Raw genomic sequence first — 7,196 nt, forward strand, 5'->3', positions numbered from 1 at the left:
CAGCTTTTTTCACAAATTAAAAAAGGGCGCCCGAAGCGCCCTTTCATTGATCATGTGCAAAGAGCCTTAGTCTTCAATGCGAACTGGCACAAACCGAAGTTCACCGGTTTGATTAGAAAGAAGCAAGAGAGCTGATCGGCGATCTGCCTCTTTCAGCTTTTTGACTTCTGCCTTTACATCCTCTGGCGTGTTTACCGGCTCTTGAGCCACTTCCTTGATGACATCACCGGCCTGAACCCGCTTTTCTTCTGCAGAAGATCCCGGAATCACTTCCTTCACCAGAACCCCATCCACATCCGCTTCGATATTGAATTCTTCGCGAAGTGCATCATCAAGTTCGACCAGCATCATACCAAGGATTTCGCTCGGCTCATCTGCAGGGAGTGGATCAACGCTGTCGTCTTCACCCTCGTCTGTGCGCGCATCAGCTTCTTCCAGACGTCCAAGTGTGACAGGAACCGTTACGCGCTCGGCTTTGCGGAACACAACAACGGCCACTTCCTTACCAATCGCGGTCTCGGCCACGATGCGAGGCAATTCACGCATGGAATCAATCGGCTTGCCATCAAACTCAACGATCACGTCACCCGGCTGGATATCTGCACCAGCGGCAGGGCCATCATCACTGACACCAGCGACAAGCGCGCCCATTGCCTCATCCATTCCGAGGCTTTCCGCGATTTCATCAGTCACTTCCTGAATGCGAACTCCAAGCCAGCCGCGGCGGGTTTCACCGAACTCGCGAAGCTGAGAAATCACCCGCGTTGCTGTTTTCGCCGGGATCGCAAAGCCAATGCCGATTGACCCACCGGACGGGGAAATGATCGCCGTGTTAATCCCGATCACGTTGCCTTCCATATCGAACAGCGGACCACCGGAGTTCCCCCGGTTGATGGAGGCATCCGTTTGAATGAAGTTGTCGTATGGACCTGAATTGATGTCCCGGTTTTGAGCGGACACGATGCCGACCGTCACCGTGCCCCCAAGGCCGAACGGGTTACCAATGGCCATCACCCAGTCGCCGACGCGAATGGCATCGGAATCGCCAAAATCGACAGCCTTCAGCGGTGTTTCCGGCTCGACTTTCAAAACGGCAATATCCGTTTTCTCATCCGTTCCGATCAACTCGGCTTTGAGCTTGGTGCCGTCGTTAAAGTTGGCGGTGATCTCATCTGCACCCTCAATCACGTGATTGTTAGTGATGATGATGCCTTCTTCGCCGTCAATCACAAACCCGGAGCCAAGTGACTGCACACGGCGCGGCTGGCGATCTTCATCACCACGATTCTGTCGATTGAAGAACTCCTCGAAAAACTCCTGGAAAGGAGACCCTTCTGGCACTTGAGGCATTGGAACAGAGCGCCGACCTTCCACCTTTTGCGATGTGGAAATATTGACCACGGCATCGCCAAGCTCTTCAGCAAGGTCTGCAACAGAAACAGGGCCTTGAGCGAAGGAAGGTTGAGCTGGATTGAGGACAACAAGCCCACCAATCATTGCTGCGGCTGTCAGGGAAACAACGGATTTAAACCTGCGGCGAAAGAAATCGCGTGCCATGAGGCATTCTCCTCCAAACGGATCGGATCGCTAATGAGCAAACCATAGCAGGTCACCCTAGCTTTTCGAATATAACAAAGGCGAGAGAATTGATGTTCTCCCGCCTTAAACAGTTTTGTTACCCGCGTACGAACCAGACGATCAGCACACCCAATGCCAGAACACCGAGCCCCGTGTATCTCAGGATATGGTCTGGTGTTTCCAGTGCGCTGCGCATCATGGCCTTCATCGCGCCCGGGCTGAGCGCATAGAGTGTTCCTTCAAACGCCAGCACCAGCCCGAGTGCAGTGATGAGTTCCCTCATTGAGCGGAAGCACCTGCGGTGTTTCCAGCCCCTTGAGGATCGTTGAAGAACCGAAAGAACGCAGAGTCCGGTGACAGCACAAGGTTCGTATCGCCTTGCTGTAGACCTTGCTCATAGGCCTGCATGGAGCGGTAGAACCCGAAGAACTCCGGATCAGCACCAAAGGCTTCCGCAAAGATGCGGTTCCGCTCCGCATCCCCGTCACCACGAATGATCTCTGAATCCCGCTTCGCTTCAGCGACGAGAACAGTTGCATCACGGTCTGCACGGGAGCGAATCCGGCGCGCCTGCTCTTCACCCTGTGCCCGCAGCTCGGTGGCTTCACGCTGACGCTCGGTTTGCATCCGCGCGTAAATGGCCTGAGAGTTTGCATCGGGAAGGTCCGCACGACGGATCTTCACATCTACAACTTCAATGCCAAGATCAGACGCGCTGGAGCTGACGTCACGACGGATGTTTTCCATCAGACCGGCACGATCATCGCGAACCACTGCCACAAACGATGCCTTTGCAAGCTCGGAACGAAGTGTGGACTGCAAGAATGTCGACAGACGCTGATTTGCTTCCGGGATGTTGTTCACACGCTGATAGAATTGGACCGGATCAGAAATCCGGTAGCGCGCAAACGCATCCACGACGAGACGCTTCTTGTCAGACGCGATCACTTCCTGCGGCGACATGTTCAGATCAAGGATACGCTTGTCCAGATAAATCACGTTCTGGATGAGCGGATACTTGAAGTTCAAGCCCGGCTCCTGAATGACCTTGTCGATTTGACCAAAGGTCAGAACCAGAGCCTGCTGGGTCGGATTGACGATAAACAACGACAGGTAAGCAACAAAACCGATTGCTGCGAGGAGAAAACCGAAGAAGGTGCTACGCATTATTGGTTACCTCCCGTGCGAGCGGACGTGCCGCGCGGTGCAAAGTCGTTCAGCGGAAGGAACGGCAGGACCCCCTGCTGGCCACCGGCCTGACTGTCGATGATGATCTTGTTATTGGCGCCGAGGACCTTTTCAAGCGTTTCGAGGTATAGACGCTCACGTGTCACTTCCGGGGCCTTTTCGTATTGCTCATAAATCTTTGTGAAACGCTGGGATTGACCCGTTGCTTCAGCAATCGTCTGTTCGCGATACGCATTGGCTGCTTCCAGAACTCGGGCAGCTTCACCACGAGCTTCAGGAACCCGGCGGTTGGCGTAGGCCTGTGCTTCGTTCTGAATACGCTCCTGGTCGGCACGCGCCGCCTGAACGTCACGGAACGCGTCAATAACCTGACTTGGCGGATCCACCTTCTGCATCTGAACTTCGGTGATCTCGATACCAGCCAGATAGGAATCGAGTGTTTCCTGCATCAACTGGTCAACGTCGTTCTGAATGGCAACGCGATTTTCAGTCAGAATGGAGTCAATGTTGGAGCTACCAACAACCTCACGCATGGCGCTTTCTGCAACAGCTTTCACTGTGCCTTCCGGATTCTGAATGTTGAACAGGAAGTTTGAAATACCTTCGCGGGTGTTCTTGATGCGCCACTGCACCTTAAAACCGACGTCAACGATGTTTTCATCGCCTGTCAGCATCAAGCTTTCCTGTGGGACGTCTCGTGTGCGAATGGCACCACCAGTCACAAACTCTTCAACACCAACAGTCAATTCGCGAAGGCGCTGAACTGTCGGCTTGTAAACTTCCCCGATCGGATAAGGCCAGTTGTAGTTCAGGCCCGGTGTGGTTTGATCCGTGACTTCGCCGAGCACAAGCTCAACACCAACTTCGCCTTCATCCACCCGGTAAAACCCAGATGCGAGCCACACAGCACCGACAACAGCAATAATCAGGAGGACACCGACTGCTCCGAGGCCGCCACCGCCGCCCGGCATGACGTTTTTCACCCGGTCCTGCGTGCGCTTCAACAGCTCCTCAAGGTCTGGCGGGTTGCCACCGCCGCCGCCACCGCCGCCCCAAGGGCCACCGTTATTGCCGCCGCCACCGTTGCCGCCGCCCCATGGGCCGCCATTGTTTCCGCCACCTTTCCAGGGGCCACCGCCGCCTGATTGATTGCTCCAAGGCATTCAATAATCCTTCTTGACGTCTTGATGCACCGGGAGCGGGCATCAAGGTGAGAATTGGCCTGTTCTAGTTACTCGTGGTTATAGGCAGGTTACCGTCTTGTTTCAACGCACCGCCTTCCCACGCTTGGGATACAGATGTCGCGGAATTGGGTAGTTCGCCTAGATTTTTCAAGCCTGTGGACAGAGAAAATTGCACCTATATTTCATGAATTTGTATTTCAAACTCAACTCCCCCACTCTTCAAGAAGTAATTCAAATGGAAGAGCAGACAAAAGAAATATAACTCGGTTAACCACCAAGCCTCATATCGATGTGAGGAATACCATCTTCAATATATTCTTCAGAGACAGTCAAAAAACCAAATTCGGAGTAGAATTCTTCTAAGTATGACTGTGCCGAAACTTCAATATCGCAACTGCCACACAGTTGGCGCGCCTTGTTTATGCCCTCAGACATCAAGATCTTTCCAAGGCCAAATCTTCGAAAATCCCGGTGGACAACAACCCGCCCGATCCGGGCAGACCGTCCCGTCCCGTCGGCTGGAAACAGCCGAATGGCCGCAACAAGCTGGTTGCCATCCCGCTCAAAAGCCAACAAATGAAGCGTTTCCAGATCTTTGCCATCAATATCCGCATAAGCGCTTTCCTGCTCGACGACAAAAATGTCCTGGCGCAGTTTCAAAAGGTCATGCACCTGCAAAGAGGTCAACTGGTCGAATGACAGCCACTCCAGACGAAACCGATTATCAAGTTCCGGCGTCATGAGGCGGCCCTGCGCTGATAAGTCACAAACTCAAACCCCGCGCTGTCTTTTTCGGTTTGTTCGCCAGATCTGCGCGCTGTTTCGTCCCAAATGGCCGGATCGATCTCCGGGAAAGTCGTATCACCTTCCGGCTCCGCATCGACTTCTGTGATTTCGAGACGGTCCGCCACCTCAAGAGCACTTTGATAAAGCTGCCCACCTCCGATAATCATAATCTCATCAACATTCAGTTCTGTAAGAAGGGTCTCACATCGAACAAGAGCGCCGCTGAGCGAAGAAAACACTTGAACATCATCGGCTGAAAACCGCTCGTCTCTTGTCAAAACCAGATTGGGTCGGCCCGGCAGGGGCTTTCCGAGCGATTGAAACGTCTTACGTCCCATAATGACCGGCTTTCCAACTGTAAGCGCCTTGAAGTGCTTCAAGTCGGTCGGAAGTCGCCAAGGCATATCCCCATCCGCACCAATCACACCGTTTTTTGCTACCGCGGCTACAAGGACGATTTCCGCCATTCAAACCTCTCCTGTTAGAAATTTTTCACACCGCAATTGGCGCTTTGATGTGCGGGTGCGGATTGTAATCCGTCAGCTCAAAATCTTCATACTTGAAGGCAAACAGGTCCGTCACATTTGGGTTCAAAGTCATCGTCGGCAAGGCACGCGGCGTCCGTATCAGCTGCTCACGCACCTGGTCAAAGTGATTGTGATAGATATGTGCATCACCAAATGAGTGAACGAAGTCGCCGGACTTCAGACCTGTTACTTGCGCAATCATCATGGTTAGCAAGGCGTAGGATGCGATGTTGAACGGAACACCCAGAAAGATATCAGCGGACCGTTGATACAGCTGACACGAGAGCTTTCCATCTGCGACGTAGAACTGAAACAGGGAATGGCATGGCGGCAGCGCCATCTCGTCGACCAGCGCCGGGTTCCAGGCAGATACGATCAAACGGCGACTTTCGGGATTGGCCTTGATCATGGTCAGGAGATTCTCGATCTGATCAATCGAGCGACCATCCGGGGCCGGCCACGACCGCCACTGATAGCCATAGACCGGCCCCAACTCGCCGTTCTCATCGGCCCAGTCATCCCAGATCTTGACGCCATTTTCCTGCAAGTAGCGGACGTTTGTATCGCCAGACAAAAACCAGAGAAGTTCGTGAATGATCGAACGTAGATGCAGCTTTTTGGTCGTTACCAGCGGAAATCCTTCCGACAAGTCAAAGCGCATCTGATGGCCAAAAATCGAACGGGTTCCCGTGCCGGTTCTGTCTCCACGGTCTACCCCCTCATCGAGGACTTTCTGCATGAGATCGAGATATTGCTGCATAACGGCCATTTCTGAAGTTCGTAAAATTCAGATCAAAGTCCTAAACCGACTCGAGCCATCGGTCACCGGTCTTCTTTCGTTTTCGGGCTGCTGACAGACATACCCATTTGAAAAGGGTAGGAAACCTATGGTTTTCCACCGATGACCGGCCGCGACCTGTGGAAGACCTAGTCGCCTAACCATCAGCAAGTCCAAACTCCCTCTTTCATTTGCCGCCATGAATGCCTATATCAGGGGTGCTGGTTCGCCAGCTATGGCAATAAACTGTCAGTGCAATAAACCTATCGGACCCGGGGGCGGTACCCGGCGCCTCCACCCAAGCCCACTGATTTTCCCTTTTCAAAACAGTGGGTTTCGGCGGGGGCGAAATAGGATCGACGAGGGCGTAAAGACTGTGCTTTTGCTCGGCATTGTACCACCGTTATCGGGCTTTCTTAATAGTTGCAAACGACAACTATGCTATGGACAACGCTGTCGCTGCGTAATGCAGTTCCGGTAGTCCACTAAGTCCCGTTGGTTAGCACCTTCAGGCGGGGTTCGGAGGCACCTGGCAACAGAAGCCTCCACTTTCCCGGTACATTTCGTTGAAACGGCTCGTGAAATTTGCCACGAGCGCTGTATAATGCGTGAGTTGAGCCAAAAGAGGTCTTTTCTTTTGATTTTCTTGCGGTCAATGTGCCTGAATAATTCTTGCAGACAATGACAGGGTACCACTTCGAGCAGATGGCTGAAGATCTCCTCCGATACGACATTCTCATCCAGGACGCTTTGCGCGGCGCGGTGAAGAAGATCCTCTCCGAAGTGGGCCGCACCGGCCTGCCCGGAGAACACCACTTCTATATCGCCTTTGAGACCACGGCGCCCGGCGTACGGATTTCCTCGCGTTTGAAAGAACGGTACCCGCAGGAAATGACAATTGTTCTGCAGCACCAGTTCTGGGATCTGGCAATCGGCGAACATGCCTTTGAAGTTGGCCTGTCCTTTGGCGGTGTGCCGGAAAAGCTTCTGGTTCCCTATTCTGCAATCAAGGGCTTCTTCGATCCATCCGTCCAGTTTGCACTTGAGTTTGATCCGGGCAAAACAGCTGAAGAGCTGCCGGAAGAACTGCTTGAGGCGGTCGAAGAACTGGCACAGGCTGAAATCGATGCCGAAAACCTGCCAGTCGGACAGCCG

At 53.3% G+C, this 7,196-nt stretch carries 8 protein-coding genes and 1 other RNA gene; 2 read left to right on the plus strand and 7 right to left on the minus strand.

Translation table 11 applies throughout. The features are described from left to right. Positions 1 to 66: 66 nt before the first annotated feature. The 7 genes from TRICHSKD4_RS20415 to TRICHSKD4_RS20445 form a co-directional block, all read right to left on the minus strand. On the minus strand, positions 67 to 1,557 hold the full coding sequence (locus TRICHSKD4_RS20415) for a Do family serine endopeptidase (protein WP_009468844.1): 1,491 nt from the start codon (positions 1,555 to 1,557) through the stop codon (positions 67 to 69). Between the two features lie 118 nt (positions 1,558 to 1,675). Next, entirely contained in the window at positions 1,676 to 1,861 is a 186-nt protein-coding gene (locus tag TRICHSKD4_RS20420) for a DUF2065 domain-containing protein (RefSeq protein ID WP_009468845.1), read from the minus strand. Then, the gene (gene hflC, locus TRICHSKD4_RS20425) at positions 1,858 to 2,745 is read right to left on the minus strand and encodes a protease modulator HflC (protein ID WP_009468846.1); all 888 of its coding nucleotides are present in this window, start codon (positions 2,743 to 2,745) and stop codon (positions 1,858 to 1,860) included. Before hflC ends, TRICHSKD4_RS20420 begins: the two co-directional genes overlap by 4 nt. Beyond that, entirely contained in the window at positions 2,745 to 3,929 is a 1,185-nt protein-coding gene (gene hflK / locus TRICHSKD4_RS20430) for an FtsH protease activity modulator HflK (RefSeq protein WP_009468847.1), read from the minus strand. Before hflK ends, hflC begins: the two co-directional genes overlap by 1 nt. A gap of 288 nt (positions 3,930 to 4,217) precedes the next feature. Further along, entirely contained in the window at positions 4,218 to 4,691 is a 474-nt protein-coding gene (locus TRICHSKD4_RS20435) for a GNAT family N-acetyltransferase (RefSeq protein WP_009468848.1), read from the minus strand. After that, entirely contained in the window at positions 4,688 to 5,203 is a 516-nt protein-coding gene (locus TRICHSKD4_RS20440; RefSeq protein ID WP_009468849.1) for a dihydrofolate reductase, read from the minus strand. Before TRICHSKD4_RS20440 ends, TRICHSKD4_RS20435 begins: the two co-directional genes overlap by 4 nt. 25 nt (positions 5,204 to 5,228) lie before the next feature. Continuing rightward, positions 5,229 to 6,023 (minus strand): thymidylate synthase, encoded by a 795-nt coding sequence (locus TRICHSKD4_RS20445; RefSeq protein WP_009468850.1) that lies wholly within the window; start codon positions 6,021 to 6,023, stop codon positions 5,229 to 5,231. Between the two features lie 199 nt (positions 6,024 to 6,222). Between TRICHSKD4_RS20445 and ssrA the strand changes: the two genes are divergently transcribed. Both ssrA and TRICHSKD4_RS20450 read left to right on the plus strand, forming a co-directional pair. After that, positions 6,223 to 6,591: a transfer-messenger RNA gene (gene ssrA, locus TRICHSKD4_RS29595) on the plus strand. A 155-nt stretch (positions 6,592 to 6,746) separates the two neighbouring features. Beyond that, on the plus strand, positions 6,747 to 7,196 hold a 450-nt coding region (locus TRICHSKD4_RS20450), incomplete at its 3' end, for an SspB family protein (RefSeq protein WP_050763484.1).

Source organism: Roseibium sp. TrichSKD4, from assembly GCF_000148725.1.
Lineage (GTDB): Bacteria > Pseudomonadota > Alphaproteobacteria > Rhizobiales > Stappiaceae > Roseibium.